Origin of the sequence: Pseudoalteromonas sp. SR45-5 (assembly GCF_014163565.1) — a bacterium.
In the GTDB taxonomy this organism is placed as follows: Bacteria; Pseudomonadota; Gammaproteobacteria; order Enterobacterales; family Alteromonadaceae; genus Pseudoalteromonas; species Pseudoalteromonas distincta.
Map to the genome: position 1 here is coordinate 1 of NZ_JACJDN010000701.1, position 1,943 is coordinate 1,943.

A 1,943-nucleotide genomic window follows, 5' to 3' on the forward strand; every position below is an offset into this window, starting at 1 on the left:
TAAAGAAGATAAAGGTTCTGTATTTACTTACCAACAAAGCTTTGAAACATCAGAACTCGATGAATTATTAAAACCAAATAAAGAAATAACCGATTTACAAGGGTGCACTATTTTGGTTGCCGAAGACAATAAAGTAAATCAAGTTGTCGTAAGTAAAATGCTACAAGCTCATAATGCAAAAGTAATATTTACCGAAAATGGCAAAGAATGCGTTGATTACTTTTTTGCCAACCATGTTGATTTAATTTTTATGGACATTCAAATGCCAGTGATGGATGGAGTGCAAGCCACTAAGATAATTAGAGAGCAACAAACAGGTAAAACAACGCCAATTATTGCCATGACAGCCAACACCATGAAACCAGATATTGAACACTATTTAGACATTGGTATGGATGGCTATTTAACGAAGCCATTTAATAAAGATCATTTAAATAGCTTGCTCAATGTTTATAATCCAAAAAACTCAAATCTCAAAAATTTAGCAGTTAAAGTTAGTAACCCAAACATTACGAGTGAACGTAAGCTAAAACAGATATGCAATGAGCTAAAAAAGTTAATTTCAAATGCCGACAGAGTCAGTCTATGGTTGTTTAATCACGACTATACTGCCATTAATAGCTTAATTTGCCTTGATGAAAAAAATGAGATAGTAAGTAATGCAGTTTTAAAAGCTGAAGACTTTCCTGCATACTTTGACTATATTTTAGAGCATAAAGTATTAGACGCATCAGATGCGAGAAACCACGAAATCACTAAAAACTTAACCAAGGTTTATTTTGAACCATCAAACATTTACTCCTTGCTTGATTACATCTACTTTATTGATAACAAACCACTAGGTGTTATTTGTTGTGAAAGTGTTGGCTCAAAAATTTCATGGAGCCATGCAGATAAACTGTCACTTATTAAAGTAGCTGATGTAACAACCTTGTTTTTATCCAAACAGTTGAAATCATAGTAGCTACTTTGATTTATTAAGCATCGCTTTTAAATCGGCAAATGGAGAATGCGTTGCAGCCTCAACTTTTCGCTCTGTAGTCGACCCGCCATACATAATATGTTCGTGGTATTTATTGTGCTCATTGTCGTGGCAATAAATACACAATAACTCCCAGTTACTGCCATCCTCTGGATTATTACTGTGGTTATGATCTATATGATGCACCGTTAACTCACGTAAATTAGAGTACTCAAACTCACGGGCACAACGCCCACATACCCAAGGGTACAATCTTAAGGCTTTAATTCGGTAACCTTCCTCTTGCTTCACATAAGCCTGAGGTACTGCGTTATTCTTACTCATAGTATTCCTGGTAAATTTACTATTTCGGTGATCAATACTAAAAAACTTAATTACTGACAAATCACCCAAAGAAGTATCTATATGCCGGCCTGTTTGCTCCCACGCACGTAGTACGACCATAAGTTTTTTATTGTCGGAAGTCCAAGAAATTCCACCACCGAATGCCTCGACTTTTTCGGCGCCCGAATCTTTTAACCCCAGCCCAGGGTTTGTGTTTTGAATATGCCCTTTACCTACTTTGTATTCAGCAAATACGTGAACATTATGCGGTAACGAAAATGATAAAAGCGAGCCAATACTCGCCCCATACGAATTAGAAATTAACTTAGTGACCTGTGGCACAGGTGAATTTAAAAAATCAGCCTGAAACACAATATTATCTTTGTTCTCAAGAGATACATGCTTGAAAGACCACGCGCCAACAACACTTAACGACAAATCAAATTTGCTGCTTAGCTTTGGCCTATTAAGAAAAAAATGCTCAAACAAAGACGCTTTATTATTGAAGGTATAAAAGTTGTGTTGGCCAGATAACTCAAACTTGGTTGAACGTGTATTTTGCGAGAAAATTTGATCCGTTTGATTGCCGCTTAAATTGCTAGCCGTGCTTTGCAGCCCTTCAAGCGTTTGATAGTTG

General features: G+C 36.3%; 2 protein-coding genes. One reads left to right on the plus strand and one right to left on the minus strand.

Annotated features, from left to right (window positions below; translation table 11 throughout):
• Nucleotides 1-961: response regulator (locus tag H5072_RS18180; RefSeq protein ID WP_182694352.1), on the plus strand; the 961-nt coding region annotated here is incomplete at its 5' end.
• A gap of 3 nt (nucleotides 962-964) precedes the next feature.
• Here the strand turns inward: H5072_RS18180 and H5072_RS18185 are convergent.
• Nucleotides 965-1,306, minus strand: coding sequence for a YajD family HNH nuclease (locus H5072_RS18185; protein WP_024604747.1), 342 nt, complete (start codon nucleotides 1,304-1,306; stop codon nucleotides 965-967).
• Nucleotides 1,307-1,943: the final 637 nt, after the last annotated feature.

Excerpts from the sequence above, each read along its gene's own strand:
- H5072_RS18185 (WP_024604747.1), bottom strand. The coding sequence starts at position 1,306 with ATGAGTAAGAATAACGCAGTACCTCAGGCTTATGTGAAGCAAGAGGAA.